The organism is Candidatus Hydrogenedentota bacterium, assembly GCA_018005585.1.
Taxonomy (GTDB): Bacteria; Hydrogenedentota; Hydrogenedentia; order Hydrogenedentales; family JAGMZX01; genus JAGMZX01.
Genome location: JAGMZX010000124.1, coordinates 1 through 18,203, shown reverse-complemented (window position 1 = coordinate 18,203; position 18,203 = coordinate 1). Strand labels below are relative to the sequence as shown.

The 18,203-nt window shown below is 62.8% G+C and carries 12 protein-coding genes; 4 read left to right on the top strand and 8 right to left on the bottom strand.

The window, feature by feature from the left end:
* Positions 1–361 precede the first annotated feature (361 nt).
* Together KA184_17825 and KA184_17820 are read right to left on the bottom strand one after the other, a co-directional pair.
* Positions 362–3,862: a CHAT domain-containing protein gene (locus KA184_17825; protein ID MBP8131442.1), complete on the bottom strand. Its 3,501-nt coding sequence runs from the start codon at positions 3,860–3,862 to the stop codon at positions 362–364.
* Between the two features lie 405 nt (positions 3,863–4,267).
* The gene (locus KA184_17820; protein ID MBP8131441.1) at positions 4,268–4,849 is read right to left on the bottom strand and encodes a hypothetical protein; all 582 of its coding nucleotides are present in this window, start codon (positions 4,847–4,849) and stop codon (positions 4,268–4,270) included.
* A gap of 871 nt (positions 4,850–5,720) precedes the next feature.
* On the opposite strand from KA184_17820, the gene KA184_17815 reads away from it, so the two are divergent.
* Positions 5,721–8,333, top strand: a complete 2,613-nt coding sequence (locus KA184_17815; protein ID MBP8131440.1) for a glycosyltransferase family 39 protein — start codon at positions 5,721–5,723, stop codon at positions 8,331–8,333.
* An 11-nt stretch (positions 8,334–8,344) separates the two neighbouring features.
* Here KA184_17815 and KA184_17810 read toward each other — a convergent pair whose 3' ends face one another.
* Both KA184_17810 and KA184_17805 read right to left on the bottom strand, forming a co-directional pair.
* Positions 8,345–9,721: a diguanylate cyclase gene (locus KA184_17810; GenBank protein ID MBP8131439.1), complete on the bottom strand. Its 1,377-nt coding sequence runs from the start codon at positions 9,719–9,721 to the stop codon at positions 8,345–8,347.
* 65 nt (positions 9,722–9,786) lie between these two features.
* The gene (locus KA184_17805; protein ID MBP8131438.1) at positions 9,787–10,041 is read right to left on the bottom strand and encodes a hypothetical protein; all 255 of its coding nucleotides are present in this window, start codon (positions 10,039–10,041) and stop codon (positions 9,787–9,789) included.
* A 209-nt stretch (positions 10,042–10,250) separates the two neighbouring features.
* On the opposite strand from KA184_17805, the gene KA184_17800 reads away from it, so the two are divergent.
* Positions 10,251–10,610: a helix-turn-helix domain-containing protein gene (locus KA184_17800; protein MBP8131437.1), complete on the top strand. Its 360-nt coding sequence runs from the start codon at positions 10,251–10,253 to the stop codon at positions 10,608–10,610.
* Positions 10,611–10,722: 112 nt separating this feature from the next.
* Here the strand turns inward: KA184_17800 and KA184_17795 are convergent, their stop codons facing one another.
* Positions 10,723–11,463: a superoxide dismutase gene (locus KA184_17795; protein MBP8131436.1), complete on the bottom strand. Its 741-nt coding sequence runs from the start codon at positions 11,461–11,463 to the stop codon at positions 10,723–10,725.
* A gap of 339 nt (positions 11,464–11,802) precedes the next feature.
* On the opposite strand from KA184_17795, the gene KA184_17790 reads away from it, so the two are divergent.
* Together KA184_17790 and KA184_17785 are read left to right on the top strand one after the other, a co-directional pair.
* Positions 11,803–13,146 carry a Gfo/Idh/MocA family oxidoreductase gene (locus KA184_17790; protein MBP8131435.1) on the top strand — a complete coding sequence of 448 codons (1,344 nt, stop codon included), beginning with the start codon at positions 11,803–11,805 and terminating at the stop codon, positions 13,144–13,146.
* Positions 13,147–13,326: 180 nt separating this feature from the next.
* The gene (locus KA184_17785) at positions 13,327–14,766 is read left to right on the top strand and encodes a deoxyribodipyrimidine photo-lyase (GenBank protein MBP8131434.1); all 1,440 of its coding nucleotides are present in this window, start codon (positions 13,327–13,329) and stop codon (positions 14,764–14,766) included.
* A 12-nt stretch (positions 14,767–14,778) separates the two neighbouring features.
* On the opposite strand, the gene KA184_17780 is transcribed toward KA184_17785, so the two are convergent.
* Genes KA184_17780 through KA184_17770 form a run of 3 tightly spaced genes read right to left on the bottom strand, consistent with a single transcriptional unit; the run spans position 14,779 to position 17,998 of the window.
* Positions 14,779–15,768: a hypothetical protein gene (locus tag KA184_17780; protein MBP8131433.1), complete on the bottom strand. Its 990-nt coding sequence runs from the start codon at positions 15,766–15,768 to the stop codon at positions 14,779–14,781.
* Between the two features lie 8 nt (positions 15,769–15,776).
* Positions 15,777–16,676 (bottom strand): TIM barrel protein, encoded by a 900-nt coding sequence (locus KA184_17775; GenBank protein ID MBP8131432.1) that lies wholly within the window; start codon positions 16,674–16,676, stop codon positions 15,777–15,779.
* Positions 16,673–17,998, bottom strand: a complete 1,326-nt coding sequence (locus tag KA184_17770) for a Gfo/Idh/MocA family oxidoreductase (GenBank protein MBP8131431.1) — start codon at positions 17,996–17,998, stop codon at positions 16,673–16,675. The genes KA184_17775 and KA184_17770 overlap by 4 nt, the downstream gene beginning before the upstream one ends.
* Between the last annotated feature and the right edge of the window lie 205 nt (positions 17,999–18,203).

Here is an 18,203-nt window from a genome sequence, read left to right as displayed (position 1 = left end):
GGATATCGGTTACGTACGGCGCCAGCGTAAACGGGGCGATCTCGAGCCCGTCGTAACCCACTTCCTTCACATAATGGACGGTCCGCTCGATGTCGTTCCAGTCCTTGAATATCTCGTTGCAGATGGCTAACTTCATGATGTTTCTCCGGCGCGCGTCACGACCCAACCGCCGCGTTCGCACACCCTACCATAGGAATTGCCATGTGGCAAAGGCAAATTGGCGGCGGAGGTCCAAGTCCCGAAAACTTGGAGAGGCCATAGGCCTGCGCTCCATTTCAAACACTTGCGCATATGGTCCCCGTATGCCAGCCTGACGCTGCATGCAGGATGCGGGCGGACCACGCCCGGTCTACCCGGAGCCTCAGGATTTGCCGTCGTCTGATTGTTGCTGCCATGACAGGGGGCCGGTCTCGCCCTGGCAAATAAAGGCTCCCCAGAAGAATGGGCTGGGGTAATGCCGCTTAATGGACAGTTTTGCCGCCCTCAAGGCTTCGGCGCGGCCCTTGCCCTCTAGCAGGTATTCATAGAACTGCTGCATGAGACTGCTTGTCTGCTCGTCGGCCACTTTCCAGAGACTCATGACAAGCGTTTTCGCGCCCGCCGTTACAAAAGCGCGGCGAAGACCGAATACGCCTTCGCCACGATATGTCCGCCCCAAGCCGGTATCGCATGCCGAGAGCACTACAAGCTCCGTGTTCTGCAGGTCTAGGCCGGACACATCGACAGCCGTCAGCACGCCGTCCTCGGCCTCTTCGGGCAACGCGCCCCCTGCCAACCAAGTGTTGACGCCTGCAAGACATATACCCGAACCCAGCATGGGGTCTGTTCGGTCGTCTGCATCCCGACTCTGGCCATCTCCTCCATAAAGCGACTCCACATCCTCAGTCATCACAACACGCTCTTCTAGAGACTTGGTGATAGATTCCAGAAAGAAGGCGTGCGTTGCCAAGTGGAGCACCACGGGAGATCGAAATTGCTTGACGCGGCCATCCAGCGCGGAATCCCCGGTCAGCATTGCCGCAACAAGCATGCGGCTGATCGCCTCACCTTCAACCCGACTGCCCGGAAGCCGCTCGAAGTGCAGGTCGTCCGGCAATAGACCCCGAAACCGGCGGGAAGACGGCTTCTCATTTACTTCTGCCGCGTCCTCCCCGCGGAGATCGAAATCCGGATCCGCCACAACGACCGGCTCGGATGTTGTTCCCTTACCGGCGCGACCGGGGCGGAGCAGGTCGCGGGCCGTGCTCAGATAGCTGATATCATACCGATCGATTAAATCATCCCTTTCCTTCTGCGGCAAGGCCTCAAGAGGCAATCGGGTCAGTTCGCTGTCAACTGCGACCAAGAGTCTTGTTCGGTTCCCAATCGCGGGAAGCAATGGATCAAAAACCGCCTTACGGAGCGCTTCGCCAGCCTGCCGCACATCGTTAACGCAGTTCAACGTTGAAGACTTGAAACCAATGTCACGCGATGTCTCCTGTTCGGCATGTCCTGTAACCGCACTGCGAAACTGCATAATAAGTTCATCTATGACCTTTGCCACCCCCAAATCAATGATTCGCACCGGCGGTTGATCGCAAAGGACAAAGGCAGCGTAACGTTCGGGACCCCACATTGCCTCTTGATCAACGGCGGGAAATGCAAAATGCCTGAAACGTACATACTCGATCAAAACACTCATGCGGTCGAGGTGCATCATGAGCGATTTGCAGGAGGCGTGTTGGAGACGTCTATCCAGAACGGCGGTTGGAAAATGCCGAGCCATGCGCTGTTCCAGGAGCTCACGCTGCTCAGCCAAACGTGAAGCCTCCGCAGAGTAAGAGCCATCCGCGCGCATGCCATGGCCCGCAAAGGTCAACCGAGCCAATTTCGTGCGGACAGCCGCCAATTCAAGCTGCGTCGCAGCCACAGCCGCGTTGCCTTCGCTTGCGCTGAACTCCCTCTGAGTCATCAGCGCTTCCTGCGTAGACCCCTTGCGTGCAAACACAGCGTCGGCGCAAGCTTCAACGATGGCTGCTTTGCTGATGGCCGGGCCGCCACATGCTACCAGACTAATCAGGTCATCGAGACGCGATTCCGCGGACCGGAGAAAGCCGAGCCTGTTGCTTTCTGATGCGATAGCGAAAGCCTGCGGCACCATGCGGTTGTCCATGCTCGAGGCTTCACTCATGAGGTGGGCCCCCTCGTCGACCCGGCCCAAACGCACCAAGAGTACGCCGTAGTTCTCAATGCATCCGGCAACATCGGGGCTCATTACGCCATGCCTCCGGAAATACTCGACTGCCTGGGCATAGTGTTCCCGGGCATCCTCAAAGCGCCCCAACTGTTGTTCGGCTACAGCGAGGTCATTCAGGCGGCCGGCGCGCGTGACCGCGGAAGCGTCGGAAGACATTAGCGAAAGCGCCGACTCGAGTGCTTGGACGGCCTGCTCGGGCATTTGTAGTCGCCGGTAGACATTGCCGAGCATGCGGAGTGCCAAGGCCTCCAACTTCGGGTCCCTATGTTGCCTCGCAAATGCCACGGCGTCGTCATAATGCCTCTTTGCTTTCTCGAGAAATTCCATGGCTAGAACCTGCGCGTCACGCGTTTCGCGTTCCTGCAGGATTCGTCGGGCATTCCTGAATTGGAGATTGCCCATGCCAATCAATACAGCCCCCTGCAATTGCGGGTCGCCCGCCGACTCGGCGCATTCGGCCGCTTGTTGATAGCATCGGTCCGCACGGTCGAATTCGTTGCCGTCGCGCAGGAGATCGCCCAACGCCAGGGAGAGGCGGCCTCGGCTGTCTGGGTCGAGCTGCGGGTCGGCCAGATCGAGCGCCTGTTCGTACACGGCCCGGCTTTCCACCCAATCTCCTGTGGTACGAAGAGCGAGTCCCAGGTTCAACAAGAGTCCTTGGCGAATTACTGGAAGATGGACTTGCTTCTCCCATTCCAGACCTCCCCGGCACGTTTCAATCGCCTCGTTCGTCTCGCCCAATTCGCGCAGCACGTCTCCCAAATTCATTGCAGCCAAGGCGCATGCCGCTGGACTACGCTGGACGCAACCTGTATTTAGGGCGTCGCGAAAGGCTTTTGCCGCGAATGCGAGCCTTCCAGATTCCATGTGTTCCATGGCCGGGTCGAGCACATTCTGTATCTCCTCAGGCAGGTCGGGCAGACCTCGCATCTCCCTTTTCCCCGGCGGCTCGTGGCCCGGCTGCAAAATGTGGATCTTCCCGCCGGTTCTCATCGCTTCCACGGCCACGCGGAGCAGTTGCGTGGCATGTCGCGCAACCGGCGACGCGGTATCGAGACCGGGCAAAGACAACGCTTCATGGAGAATCGAGACAGCGTCCTCGTTCCTTCCCTGTGCCGCCGCCAGACAGGCCCGTTCGTGCAAGACATCCGCAAGGCGGGCTGGGTGGCTGATGGTTCGGGCCAACCCCTGTGCTTCGTCAAGGCAGTGACCCGCCTGGTCGTGACGGTCCAATTCACGCGCGCGTTTCGCCATATGGACGAGTATCAGCACGAGCCGATCCTTATCTCCAAGCTTTCGCGCCAATGACAGGGCGCGCTCAAGGTAAGGCATTGCATCTGTGGGATTCGCGAGATTGTCGCCCAGAAGCGCTGCGATGTTGTTGAGACGATTCACGATACCTGAGACATCTCCCAGTTCTTCGGCCAACCGCAGCGCCCTTTGATACAGAGTGAGTGCGTGCGCCGTGTTTCCCAGTTCTTTCTCCAGGTTAGCCCAGTATCCCAGGATCGAAGCCTCCAACTTCCGGTCAACTCCTTCCCCCAGCAGTTCCGCGGCACGACGATAACGCCACTCCGCCATTTCAAGACGGCCCGAACGCTGAAGCTCCTGAGCCGCTCGGGCCATTTCGTGTGCTGCGAATATATCATCCTCTGCCCGCGAAGACGGCCTATGCCACCATGTCGAGACTATGGCAACTATTGCGGCTATCAGGACGGCAAACAAACCGGCGTTGGTCCAAGGTTGCCCTCCCAACCAGTGGAATGCCGGAACAAGAATCACCAATGCCTGCAATCCCGTGATGAGACCGGCTCCTGACGCCGTGGCCTGTCCGATAAACTTGTGTCCTGCACAGTGCGGTGTGGGACACACCGGGCCCTCCAATTTGATTGGAAATGCTCGGGCCGAGGGCAACAGCTCATGCCCCCTATAGATAACGGCACATTTGCTGCATTTATAGAGTCGCGCTGCCGGCATGACTTTTCTCCTTCTGGAGCATTCAATACCTTGTTGGGGGCGTGGCACCTAGCGCTAACGAAACTCGACATGGCGACCATGGACGAGCGTCTGCGGACCATCCAAATCCAAACTGGCCATTCCAACACGCGACATGGCGCCCGTGAGGCAGTACCACGTGTCGAGCAACCAGCGGCCATACTGCTTCTCAAGATTGCGGATCATCTCTGGATTCCCCAACAGAATACCTTTATTCGGTGAGTAGAAAACCGCCACGTCAGGACGTGATGGAGCTATAAGCTCGGCTTTCATCATGAAACCACGAACCCGGTCCTCGTCCGTGTATTCCGCAGAGCCAACTTTTGCGCGCGCCGCCTCAAGCGGAACAGCGGGACGAAACCTGGTCAATACCCATTCCGCGCTATGCGGCGCGTTCTTGCTTCGGTCGAGGAGTTCGAGGACTGCTGAATCAGGCACGGGCGTCCCGCTTGCTTTCTTCAAGAGCCAGAATGCGATCCGCAACACGAGGAAGACCCCGAGACCCACGACGCACCAAATGTAGAAGCCGCGGCTAGCGGGGTCGAGAACCCATGCTGCCGCTAAGAGCGGCGCCATTAGAAAAAGTAACCAGATAGGATCCCTGCGCACTCTAAACATGATACATGCCTCCACGCTTATTGAATTGGCAGTGCCTTGCTGCATTCACTTCCGGCAACGATTGTTTGGACAGAGAGAACAACCGACGCCGCAATCTACCCGCAGGAACTGTTAAATATGCGATATCAAATCACGCCAATCGGTAACCGTTAGGCCCTCCCATTAACCTGGCTCATTCCGCTTAAGTGTGGGTGATTGGAGTTGAGACATCGAAGGGAAATCTCTTCAATGGTGGGTGAACAACCAGAACCATGGAGGAGCCTCCGATGTCTCAAGAACAGCTTATCAAGGAGATGCTTGGTATACAATGGTGGGAAGTGATGGAGGAGCACGTGAGCCTCTGCGAGGGGAAAATCGTTGTACCTATTGTGCGAAGCCCCGGAACCCTTTACCGGTGCAGTGGTTGCGGCCAGGGCTACCTGTTTGCGTATGACCATCTTCCGGTACGCCGTGTGCGGGATTTCCCGGTCTGGGGTCGGCGGTGCTGGCTGGAGTTCAGTCCAGCGCGGGTGCAGTGCGAAACGTGTGGAGTCCATGTGGAAGACCCCGGGTGGATTGAGCCGCGGGAACGCCAGACACTTCGTTATGACACTTCGTTACGAGCGTTATGTGGCGCAGCTGTGCGAACTGATGCCGGGGCTGGACGTTGCGGACCTTGAAGGACTGGATAAGGGCACGGTCTATCGGCTTGATAAGAAGTGGCTGAGCCGGCGGGCGGCCCTTCGTACCTTGCCGCGAGCCCCAGGATGGCAAGATTGGCGGTGCCGGAGTCTATCCGGTCTCTATTGAAACCCGGGGGGCCTCGAATAAACGCTTTTCCCTTGCCGGATGCTCTTTTGGTAGACTTTCGCGTCTTTGGAATACGAGGGTAGTGATGGACGGTCAGCGGGAGCAGGTTGAATCGCAGACGGGCGGGGCATGGTGCGTACGGGACCTTACGGCGCGGCAGGCCGGGGTGCTGTTGACCCTGATTACGCTTCTTGCGGCCGTGCTGCGAGTGCCGGAGATCGACGCAAGTCTGTGGGCCGATGAACTCTGGACGCGGTTCTGCGCGGTGCACGGGCTGCGCTGGAGCATGCACCGGTGGGGCGTCTCTTTGAATCCCGGCTATATGTACATGCCGGTCTTGTGCGCGCAGTATCTCGGATTCAGCGAGGGCGTGCTGCGGCTGCCCAGCGTGATCGCCGGCGTACTGGCGGTGCCGGCGCTGTACGCGCTGGTGCGCGGGGCGCACAGCCGGCTTGCGGGCGTGCTCGCGGCCTGGCTGCTATCCCTCAACGCCTTTCACGCCGGCTTCAGCGTGGAAGCGCGCATGTACGCGCCGGTCATGCTGGGCGCAATCCTGGCGGTCTGGCTGCTGTACCGCGCGCTGGCGCAGCCCGACCTGCTCGGCTGGGCATTATTCGTCCTGGCCGCGTTCTGGGTCGCGCCGCAGCACTTGCTCGTGCTGCCTTTTCTGGGTGTCCTTGTGTTCGCCGCCTGTTGTCAGCGGGCATGCTCCCGGGCGCACGCGTCCTGGAGAACACGGCTGCAATCGGTTATTGCGCCCGCGCTCTCCGGCATACTCGGCATATCGGGCACGGTTGCGCTCATGGCTTACGTGGGCGCAACGCCGCTGGCCTTCCTGAAGGGCTACGAAAACACGGCCGTGGATATGACGCTGGCCGCGCCGGGCCACTATTACCGCCTGACGCCGCTCCAGTACGCCAGGTTCTTGAGCGAGTATCTCGCCGTGAAGCCTTGGCCGGTGTTGGCGGTGTTGTGGTTGTGCGCGGCTGCCGGATGTGCAGGCCTCTGGCGCCGGGCAAGGCCGCTCGCTTGGTTTGCCGGGGCCGCGCTGCTCCTCCTGCCGCTGCCGATGATGGTCGTGCGCACCACGCATTTCTGGGTGGCGCGCCACCTGTGCTTCCTGCTTCCGTTGATGCTCGCGCTGGTTGCGCTGGGCATCGTCCACATTGCCGGCGGTCTGGGCCCGGCGCTGCGCCGTCTGCCGTGGCGGCTGGAGCAACTGGCGCGCGTTGCGCCGGAGGACTGGGACGCGCTCGTGCGGCGCGCGGCGATCGGTGGCCTCCTGGTGCTGTTTACCTTGCCCGCGGCGGCGGCGTTGCGGCGCGAGTTGGATGCGCGGCCCGTCGAGGACTCGAAGGGCTTCTCGAAGTACCTGAGCACCGGCCTCGCCCCTACGGACATCCTTTGCTTCTCCGACATGACGTCGCGTTTCTGGGCCGAGATGGTCCTGGACTATTCCGCCGGTCTGGAGCGGCCCGCCATCCGCGCCACGCGCGAATCCGTCCTGGGGCAGCCCTCGCGCGAAGAATTTGAGCGTTTCCTGACCGGCAACCCGCTTGCCACGCTGTGTTTCGTTCAGTACGGCGGCGCGTTCCGGCTGCATACCGACCTCTTGACGTCGCTGGGCGCGGCCCGGCGCGAGTTCCGGCGCGCCGACGTGTGGCGGCTGGGCGCGCCGACGGTCAACCTGATTCCCAGCGGCGGCGCGGAACCCGGCCCCGGCACGGAGGCGCTGCGGCATCTCGTGGTGCAGGGGCAACCGGCTTACGAGGGCAAACGTTGTTTCAGGCTGACGGCCGATGCCATGAAAGGCGCCGCCATGGAGTTCGGCGCGGGACCTTTCACGTACCGGCTTCGGAATTCAAGCTTCGAAGCAACGCCGGAGAACGGGTTGATCGGCTGGGCGCCCGCCGGCGGCAAGGTCGAGGTAGTCGCGGGCGCCGCGGTGGGGTCTCGCGCCGCCGCGCTGCTGCCGGCCGTGACCGATGTGATTCTCGAACAGCCAATCAAGCTGGGGCTCGCACCGGGCCGCACCGCGTACGTAGTCGCGGATGCCCGGGCCGACACGCCCGCCTTGCTCTTCCTTGAATTGTGCTACGACATCCCCGGCGGCCAACAGTCCGTCCAGGCCGCGCATCCGGGAACCGGGGTCTGGTCCAGGCTGCAGCTGGAGGCGCCCGTGCCCGCCGATGCCTACCCGGACTCGTTCCGGGTACGGTTGCGGCGCGCGGGCGGTGTGCCCGGCGCGGCGATGGTCGATAGCGTGGCGGTGGCCGTGCCCGCGCCCATCGGCACGCTGGACCCGGCGTTCCCGTACACGCTTTCGCTGATGGTCCGCTATGCAGACCTGACCCCCGAACAGGGCATAGGCGCCGACCAGGCTGCGGCCACCTTGTCCTTTGCCTGGTCTGATATGGAGCACCAGTCTTCCGGCAGTCTGCGGCTGGACAAGTGGGCGGGCGAATCGGATTGGAAACACCTTGTGTTTCAGCTGCAGCCCGGCGCGAATATCCCCCGCGCCGTAAGTCACGCGAGGGTCTATCTCCAGTTTCCCGCAAAGGCCATGCCCGAGGCCGTAATCTACGTGGACAACGTGCAACTCGAGCCGGGAACGGCACCGACGCCGTTTGTGAATGGGCGCCGCCTGCCGCACGACGAAGCGCTGGCGGGTTTGCGCGACGCGCAAGCGGAATAGGGCGGGAAACGTTACCCGGAACTTGGGGGAGCCGTCGTTTCGCGCGCCGTCTCGCCGCCTTCCTCCCCGTCCGCTTCATAGTCATAAACGTACACGCGGTTCCCGCCGGACCGCTTGGCGTCGTACATCATGGCGTCCGTCGAGCGGATGAAGGAGCGCAGCGAACCGCCGCGGTACGACATCAAGCCGATACTCAGCGTCAGCTTGTCGTAATGGCGCGCTTCGAAGGTGGCCCGGATGCGTTCCGCAATACTCAGCGCCTGCGGCTTGTCCGCTTCGGGGAGGATAACCGTGAATTCGTCGCCGCCGTACCGGCACGGAATATCGACGTGTTCGCGCGTGCATTCCATCACGACTTCGCCGATCGCCTTCAACACCCGGTCTCCTTCCAGGTGGCCGTGACAATCGTTGTAGTGCTTGAACTGGTCGATGTCGAACAGCAACAGCGAGAGGGGATGACCCTGACGCCGCGCGCGCTCGATTTCCGCTTCGAGGCGGTCGTAGAAATACCGCTGATTGAACAGGCTCGTCAACCCGTCGCGGTTGGACATTTCTTTCAGTTCGGATTCGAGCCGCTTCTGCTCCGTGATGTCCTTGCAGATGGCCAGCGTCGAGAACGGTTGCCCTGCGTGGTCGCGCACCTGCGAAATCGAGATGCTCACGGGCAGGAAATGTCCGTCCGAATGACGCAGTTCCGTTTCGTAGTTCTGCAGCCGGGACTCCGTGCGAAGCATGCGCCGGATGTACCGCAATTCCTGCGGCCCGCCCGCGAGCAGCCGCACCACGGGTTCGCCCCGCAACTCTTCATCCCGGTAGCCCAGCATGGCCTGCGCCCCCGCATTCACATACGAGATGCGTGTCTGCGCGTCCACGGTAAGGATGGCGTCCACGGTGCTGTCGAGCAGGTCCTCGAGATACTTTTGTGTGCGCCGCAACTCTTCGTTCGTCCGGGCCAGGTCCGCCGTTGCCGCGTGCACCCGCGCCTCGAGTTCCTGCTGGTAGCGCCGGTTCTCGAGGACCAGTCGCCGCTTCTCCAGCGCCTTCTGCACCGCCATCGAAATCTCGCTCAGATTGAACGGTTTCAGCAGATAATCGTCAGCCCCCGCGTGCATCGCCTCGATGGCGTTCGTTACCTCGAGTAATGCCGTGACGACAATGATCGCCAGCGTATCATCAAGCTTCTTCGCCCGCGCCACCACCTCCATTCCGTTCAGTTCAGGCATCTTCAGGTCCGTGATCAACAGCCCGAAATGGTCTTCCGCGAGACGTTTCAACGCCTTCCGGGGAGAAGTGAAGGTTTCACAGACATAGCCCTCGTCCGTAAGGTGCTGGCCGATCATGTCGGTGATGCTAGCCTCGTCGTCCAGCACCAGAATGCGTTCCGTCACGGCGCGTCCCTCGCGGAGGTGACCCTCCATCAACGGGAGAGCGTGTCCCCCATCCTTATGTGCGGCTAAGCCCACTTGACAACGGCGACCATCGCAAAGATCGAACCCACAGCCAGGCCAATCTCGAGTTTGCCTGGGAGTTTGTTCTTGTCGAATTCTTTCGTCTCGAGTGCGTCGAGACCTTTCTTCGTCGCCAGGTCCTTGTCGCCGCTCAGTTCGCCATCACCCGCCGCCGCATATACCGGCGTGTCCAGGAAGGCAAGCGCCAGTGCGGTTATAAGACACAGCGCACCTATCGCCAACACGGTCTTCACGTTCATAAACGCGTCTCCCTTTTGGGCGTTGTCCGCCTGACTTGCGGAGCAGTGGCCGGGACACACCACCAGCCCCATTACAATATTCTACCCAGAAGCCTTGAAATCCGCAATACGCCCCGAACCCCGGCGACTTGTTTGTTTGCGGCGGTTTTTGTACCATGAGCCCGTGATGCTGCCGCTTCACATAACCACGATTGTTGAGGGAACCTGGTATGGACCTGGAAAATATGCTCACCGTCGAGGATGTCGCACAGATCCTGCACGTCAAGCCGCTCACCGTGCGGCAGATGTTCCGGCATAAGCGGCTACGGGGCTTCAAACTCGGCAAGTCGTGGCGGACCACCCGGGAAATGCTTCAGGAGGACATCGAGACCGTTGCGCGCGGGCAGGCCGCGGAGGAACCGCAGGCCCGGCGCCGGAAAAAGAAACAGCAGCCCGCCGCTGCGCCCGCGGCCGAACCCGCAGTCGAGGGCGTTCCCGCGGAAACGCCTCCGCCGAAAAAAGAGGCCAAGCAGACGCCCCCCAAGGCCCAAGGGCCGGCGCCCGACGATACCCAGCAACTTCTGTTCTAGATGCGCCATTCTGCTCCGGCATTGGAAAGCCAAACGGGAGACCCAGCCAGCGCCGGGTCTCCCATTCTTCATTCTTCAGACCAGCTAGTGCCGCGGCGGTGTCGCCACAGGCCTATCGCGCCTGATGCACTTGGACGTTCTTCGCGACCTGTTCCCAGTTCACGACATTCCACCACTGCGTCACGTATTCCGCGCGGTTGTTTTGGTATTTCAGGTAGTACGCGTGCTCCCACACGTCGATGCCGAGTACGGGAATGCTGCCCCACGGCGACAGCTTGTGCTGATTCTCCGCTTGCAGGATGATGAGCCGGCCGTCGGCGGGACGGAAATGCAGGAGGCCCCAGCCGCTGCCCTCTACGCCCGCGGCAGCCGCCGAAAACTGCGCCTTGAATGCCTCGAATCCGCCAAAGTCGCGTTTGATCAGGTCCGCCAGCGGACCCGTGGGTTCGCCGCCGCCCGTGCCCGCCGGAGCCATGACTGTCCAGAACAGCGAATGCAGGAAATGCCCGCCGCCGTTGAACGCGCACTTCTTGGACCAGTACTCGATCTGCGCATAATCGCCGGCTGCGCGCGCCTTGGCCAGCGCAGCCTCCGCGGCGTTCAGACCCTTCACGTACGCCGCGTGGTGCTTGCCATGATGGATACGCATTGTCTGCTCGTCGATATACGGTTCCAGCGCGTTGTAGTCATACGGCAATTCCGGCAGGGTGTGCTCCGTCAATTCACCCAGGCCCGCCGCGCTTTCCTGCGCCTGCGCCGCGCCCGAGAAGAGCGCCGTGCCGCCGCCAATAGTCGCCGCCGCCGCCACCGGCAGCCCCGCCAGTCTCAAGAATTCTCTGCGTGTGTTTTCCATTGCTTTGTACTCCTGTGTGTTTTCCAACCCCGGTTTACGGACCCTCAAGATCCCCGCTGCCCGTGACCCCGCACATGCTGTCTGCCGGTCACGGACCGCACTGTTAGGTCCCGCATATTGCCTATGCTGGGTCTGAAACCACCGGCGCGTCGGATTCATTCCCTCCGGCAGCCCCGGGAATCAGGGGCGGGCCCGCATTCCACGGGCCCGCCGCGCGGGGTCCGGTTGCCTGCGCGGCTTGACTCTGGAATCGCGGGTGAGAAATGCATTAAGGTTTGCGGCGGTGTTGGAATTGCGCGCAGCCGGGGTAAACCCACATTAACGGGAGGTAATCATACCGTGGAAACGACAGGCAACGACGGGATTTCGAGGCGTCATTTTCTGTACGGGATGGGCGCGTCCCTGGCCGCACCAGCGATTCTGCCGTCGGCGGCGTTCGGCGCGGACGGCGCAGCGGCGCCGAACGAGCGCATTCAGATCGCGCTGATCGGCGCGGGAGGCCAAGGCAAGGGCCTGACGGAGAACGCTATCAAGCACAAGCGTGTGCGCATCGTCGCCGTTTGCGACGTGGACAAGGCGCGCCTTGCGGAGGCCAAGCGGTTGGTCGACGAGTACTACGGCGACCAGAATTGCGCTTCGCACGGCGACTACCGGGAAGTGCTTGCGCGCGACGATGTGGACGCGGTGATCGTGGCGACGCCGGACCACTGGCACGCGATCATATGCGTCGAAGCTGCGAAGCGGGGCAAGGACATCTACTGCGAAAAGCCGCTGACGTGGTCGCTTGGGGAAGGGCGCGCCGTCGTGAAGGCCGTGAAAGAGAATAATCGCATCTTCCAGGTAGGCAGCATGCAGCGGTCGGGCCGTCAGTTCAAGCAGGCGTGCGAATTTGTGCGCAACGGTTATCTTGGCCATATCAGCCACATCCTGGTCAGCCTGCCGAATTATGGCAACGCCATCTGGGTGGACGAGTTCCCGAAACCGCCGGAGGAACTGGACTGGGAGTTCTACGTGGGGCCGGCGACATGGACGCCGTTCCATCCGAAGCGCTATCACTGGGACTGGCGCTGGTGGATGAGTTTCGGCGGCGGCCAGATGATGGACTGGATCGGCCATCACGGCGATATCGCCCACATGGCGATGGATTGGGACAACACGGGCCCGATAGAGGTGGAAGGCGTGCGCTGGGACCCCGTGACGGAGCGGAACAACCTGTACGACGCGCCGGCCCAGTATCACTTCGAGTGCAAATACGCGAACGGGACGACGATGACGGTCGCCAACGCGAGCAACATGCCGGACGTGTTCAAGTCGAATGCCACGGGAGAATTGGGCACGATGTTCTTCGGCGACGGCGGCCAGTGGCTGTACGTGGACCGTAGCGGGATAAAGGCGAGCGACGATAAGCTGACCAAGACCCGGTTCAAACAGTCTGATTTCCGGTTCCGCCGCGAAGGCAACCACATGACCGACTTTATTGAGTGTGTCGCTTCGCGCGAGGAGTGCATCGCGCCGGTGAATGCGGGGCATCGCTCGGCCTCGATCGGGCATCTGGGCAAGATCGCGTGCATGCTTGGCGCAAAATTCCAGTGGAACCCGGAAACGGAGACCGTTGTCGACAATCCGGCGCTCAACGGCATGCTCACGCGCAAGTACCGCGGGGATTGGAGACTCGAAGCGTAGGAACGGGGAACCCGTTGACCGTTTCCCCGCCCTGCGGGTACGCGATGCGCGCCCCGGGCATTGGACATTGCGGTAAAGGACATAAAGGACAGAAGGGAGGCTGAAGACGGATTGCCCATTGCAGGTGGGCGCCACTTCCGTCCGATGTGGGGGCACAAGCCCGGTTAGACTCGGTGCATGATGGCGAAAGGGAAGCAAGAGCGCGCGACCATCGTGTGGTTCCGGCTCGATTTGCGGGTTGCGGACCATCCCGCGCTTGCGGCGGCAGCGAAGCGCGGCGGGCCCGTCGTGCCCGTGTTTATTTGGGCGCCGGAAGAGGAGGGCGCGTGGCCGCCGGGCGCGGCGAGCCGTTGGTGGCTGCATCATTCGCTGGCTTCGCTCGATGCTTCTCTGCGCCGCCGCGGTTCGCGGCTTGTCGTGTGTACGGGGCCGTCGCTGAGGACACTGCGGGCGCTTGTCGAGGAAACGGGCGCGACGGCGGTCTACTGGAGCCGCCGCTACGAGCCGATGCTGCGTGCGCGCGACGCGCAGGTGGAGGACAGCCTGCGCGAACAGGGCGTCGAGACACGGACGTTCAATGCCGCGCTGCTTGTCGAGCCAACGGAGGTCCTGACGCGGCAGGGCGGGCCGTTCAAGGTCTTCACTCCGTTCTGGCGCGCGGCGGCGACGCACGAGCCACCGGCGCCGCTGGACGCGCCGCGTAAAATCGCCGCGCCGGGCCGCTGGCCTTCAAGCAAGCCCTTGAAGCAATTGCCCCTGCTGCCGGATACGGACTGGGCAGGCGGCATGCGCGCGGCGTGGACGCCCGGCGAAGCGGGCGCAGCCGCGATGCTGCACGACTTTCTCGCGGAGGCGGCCGGCGCCTATGACACGTTGCGCGATATTCCGGGCACGCCGGGCACATCGCGCCTCTCTCCGCACCTGCATTTCGGTGAGGTCAGTCCGCACGCCGTGTACCACGCGGTGCAGGTGCGAATGGCGGAGCGGACGCGCCCGGGCTGGGTTCGCGCCGCCGAGTCGTACCTGAGGCAATTATACTGGCGCGAATTCGCGCATCATCTGTTGTGGCATTTCCCACACACGGCGGAGGAGCCGTTAAACCGGGCGTTCCGCGCGTTTCCGTGGCAGTCGGACGCGCATGCGCTGCGTGCGTGGCGGAAAGGGCGCACCGGCTACCCCATTGTCGACGCGGGCATGCGCGAACTATGGACCTCCGGCTGGATGCACAACCGCGTGCGCATGATCGCCGCCTCGTTTCTCGTGAAGGACCTGCTCCTCCCTTGGCAGGAGGGCGCGCGCTGGTTCTGGGATACGCTCGTCGACGCGGACCTGGCGAACAACACGCTGGGCTGGCAATGGGTAGCGGGTTGCGGCGCGGACGCCGCCCCCTATTTCCGCGTGTTCAATCCGGAATTACAGGGCCGGAAGTTCGACCCGGACGGCACGTACGTGCGCACATGGATTCCCGAACTGGCGCATGTGCCGGGCGCGGGCGCTCACGCGCCGCAAGTGCGGCAGGGCGGCAAATACCCCGCGCCAATTGTGAATCATCAGGAGGCGCGTGGACGCGCTCTCGCAGCCTACGAGTCCGTGAAGACCTGGCGCGCGCTTGAACCGTAACGGATGCCGCCGCTACGGGGCGGGGACGCCGGGCACATCCGGCAGCGCCGCGACGTATTCCATCATCCTGCGCACGTTTTCCGGCGGTGTCTCATACGGGAGCGCGCCGGTGCCAAGGCAGGTGTTGGTCCGGCCCGCGATGACCACCATGAGTCTCTCCACTTCCGCTTGAATCTGTTCCCATGTGCCGCGCGAGACGATGCGCATGTCGCCGTTCACGCGCACGCGCACGTCCATGCGGTCGCGCACTTTCGCCAGGAACCGCGGCTGGTCCGTCTCGAACGGGCAGACCAGATAGCCCGTGCCGGTTTCGAGCATGGCCTCGACGATGGGCGCCGTGTTGCCGCCGATGATGCACGGGATCGGATGTCCCACAATGCGCCCGATGCGCTCCATGAGTTCGCGGAGCGCGGGCAGTTCGACGCGGCGGAACAACTCCGGCGACAACAGCGGCGGGCACGCCGCCGATTCGAAGAAGGCGACATCCACGCCCGCTTCCTTCACCGCTTCCGCGAAGGCGGACTGCCCATCGGCCAGATGCAGGAGCGCCCCGGCGACAAGCTCCGGCTCCAGGATACACTCCCGCAACAACGCATCGAATCCCACGAGGTTGCTCGCAATCGAGAAGGGACCGCTGATCGGCACGCGGATGACGGCCTCGGGAAACGTCTCGTGGAGACGCAGTGCCACATCGAGCAGCATCGGGATGCGCCCGTCGCGTCTCGGGTTCAGCGGCTTCAGGTCGAAGAGTCGCCGCGCGGAATCGAGCACGTGCCGCCGGATCGCGGGGATGTTCTCGCCTTCGGGCCGTTCCACGGGCGCGCCGTAGGCTTCGGGCTCGAGGTTGTAAATATCGATACCCGGCATGACGGGCGTCTGGCGGTAATAGCGGTAGGCCGCCGCGTGCGCTTGATAGAGCAGTTCCGGATTGCGCGAGACATCCCACGGCGCGCGCCGCACGAAGCGCGCAGCGTGTTCGTATACCGAAGGCGAGAGTTCCATGGCGCGCCTCAAGGAGCCCATCCGCGTTGCGGCGTTGCGGCGTCCTGCGCGAGACGTTGCTGAAGCCTGCGCCAGACTTGCATCGACTGACGCAGATGCTCAGCGGGATCGCCGGCAACCCGGTAGCACTGCAGGCCAACCGGGCCGCGATACCCGGCGTCGCGAAACGCTTTCAGAACGGCATAGTACTCGTCGATCTGAGCGTCCTGCAGCGGCGAGATGCCTTCGACGGCGGTGGTGCCGTCATTGCCGTTGATGGACATGACCATCATGCGCGGGGCGACGCGGCGCACTGCGTCCTCCAGCGGCTGCCGGCGTTCGCTTAGCGCGCGCCAGTGGAACAGGTTGAACGACGTGCCGAAGTTCGGGCGGTCCACCTTGTCCGCGAGCCGCACCGTGTCCTCGGGCGATTCGACCCAGAGGTTGATGTGCGGGTAGGGCGCCACGCGCACGCCATGCGGGGCGGCGAGGTCCGCGATTTCGCGGAAGATCGGCACGGCGCGTTCGTCCCCCGCAGGATCGGAGGGCTGGAACTGCTTGCTGTGCGTGTTGCACCACAAGACAACGCCGCGCTCCCGCAGGAGGGGCAATACTTCCGGCAGGCGCGGATTGTAGGGTATCTCGCCAGGGTCGATCCGCACCGTGAAATAGACGGTAAAAAGTCTCAGACCGTGCCGGTCGAGCGCGTCGAGCGCCGCCTCAATGCCGTTCAGATCGCGATTGTCGAAGCCGTCGAAGCCGATCTCTTTCAGAAGCGCGGCCTGCGCATCTTCCTCGGGCGGACCCGAGGTTTCCATGCAGTTCTTGAAGGCGAAGAACGGGTTCGCAGTGTCGTCGCCCCAGCATCGATGCGCACCGCCTGCAAGCAGCAAGCAGGCCGCCACGAATAGAGACACGCCGTGTTTCATGGATTCATCCAGTCTCCGCGCATGGGGCGAACCAGCAGCGCGTTCGCCGTCTCGTCATCCGCGAAACGCTCCGAATCGGGTTCCCACGCGAGTTTGCAGCCCCTTTGGATGGCGATGTGCGCGATCTGGCCCATGGAACAGGTGCGATGCCCGATCTCCGCGTCGGCCATGACCGGTTCGCGCGTGCGGATGCCATAAATGAAATCTTCCTTGTCCTCGCGCCGGGGCAGACGGATTTCGCCTTCCTTCAACGCCGTGTTGAGCAGCGATTCCGTACTGGCAGTCAGGCCTTCCTTGTGACGGCCTCCGGGGAACCACGTGCTCTGTATCCAGCCCTCGTCGCCCACGAACTTCACATAGGGTGCCTCGCTGGTGCCGTATGCGACGGTGACGCCGTCCGCATAGCGGAACTGCGCCTGGAATTGCAGAAGCACATTCCACAAGCCTGAATCCGGCGCGGGGAATTGGCCCGTGGCTTCCACTTCGACGGGGCCGGTGCGTTCGGAGCCGTGGACCCACTGGACGATGTCGAGCAGGTGCGTGCCCCAGTTGGTGATCATCCCCTCGCACGTATCGCGGCAGCGCATCCAGCCGCCCCGGTCATAGGAGCGCGGCTTGTGAACGCGGTCCACCGTATAGGGCTTGTCCGGCGCGGGGCCAAGCCACATCGGGTAGTCGAGCTCCTCGGGCACGGGCATGGGCGCGGGGTTGCCGCCCGCCACGTCGCCCGCCGGGACGGTCGCTTCGATATGCCGGAGCTTGCCGATGTAGCCGTTTACGACCAATTCCGCGGCCCGGTGCATCCAGGCATTCGACCGGCATTCGCTGTCCGTGCGAAACACGACGCCCTGTTTCTTGACGGCATCGGCGAGGACGCGCCCCTCCGCAATGGAAAGCGTGAGCGGTTTCTCGCAACTCACGTGCTTGCCCCTGCGTACCGCGGCGAGGGCAATCGGCACGTGCCAGTGGTCGGGCGTGCTGACCATGACCGCGTCGATGTCGTCGCGTGCAATGACCTCCCGCCAATCGCGACAGGCGAAGCAATCAACATTACCGTAATGCTGGTCGACATCCCGCTTGGCGTTTTCGAGCCGCCACGCGTCCACATCGCAGACCGCCACAACGACCGTGTGCTCGGACATAAGGAAGGGCTTCAGGTTGGCGTACAGGGCCTGCCGCCCCATGCCGATCATGCCAACCGTGATACGGTTTGACGGCGCGGCGGCGCCGAATACGGTTGACGGCACGATGAACGGCGCCGATACGGCCGCCATCGTTCCCAGCGCACGCCTGCGCGAAATCCGTGCGGGTGACTTGCGCATTTCTTCTTGCCCTCCGTGTGTTCAAACAGGCCGGCTCCTACTATAGGCTCCCACCAGCACAATGCCAAGGCGCGCGCGCAAGCAGCGCCCGCCCGGTCCGAGCGAAAAGCGCCGGCCCGCGGAACGGACCGGCGCCGGATGCGCTCAGTGTGCGTGACGCCGCGCGTCAGCGCGGCCCGGGTTCGGCTACAACACAGACGTTATC